The organism is Mycobacterium sp. NGS17, from assembly GCF_059813205.1.
The window spans coordinates 1-613 of record NZ_JCALED010000036.1; the positions used below are offsets into that span (position 1 = coordinate 1).

1 protein-coding gene is annotated in these 613 nt (G+C 68.5%); it reads left to right on the forward strand.

The features are described 5' to 3' along the window. A partial coding sequence (locus AC5Y7E_RS24235) for an AMP-binding protein (RefSeq protein ID WP_499950951.1) occupies positions 1 to 613 on the forward strand: 613 nt, incomplete at both ends.

Sequence of the window (613 nt, forward strand, 5' to 3'; positions counted from 1 at the left end):
GGCCCCCGACGACACCGCCTACCTGATCTACACCTCAGGAACCACCGGAACACCCAAAGGGGTAGCCATCCCCCACCACAACGTCACCCAGTTGATGGCTCAGCTGGATGCCGGCCTGCCGCCCAGCGGGGCCTGGCCGCTCTGTCATTCGCTGGCGTTCGACGTGTCGGTGTGGGAGATCTTCGGCGCGCTACTACGCGGCGGTCGGGTTGTGGTGGTACCCGAGGAGGTGGCGGGCTCGCCGCACGACTTCCACGACCTGCTGGTCAGGGAACGGGTCAGCGTGCTGACCCAGACTCCGTCGGCCGTGGCTGGGCTGTCCCGGCAGGGATTGGAGTCGGCGGCATTGGTAGTGGTCGGCGAGGCGTGCCCGGTCGAGGTGGTGGACCGCTGGGCGCGCGGGCGGGTAATGGTCAACGCCTACGGTCCTACTGAGACGACGATGTGCGTGGCGATCAGTGCGCCGCTGGCCCCGGGTTCGGGGGTGCCGATCGGTGCGCCGGTACCGGGAGCCGCCCTGTTCGTACTCGATGGTTGGTTGCGTCCGGTGCCGGCCGGTGTGGTCGGGGAGTTGTATGTGGCCGGCCGTGGTGTGGCGTATGGGTATGTGGGC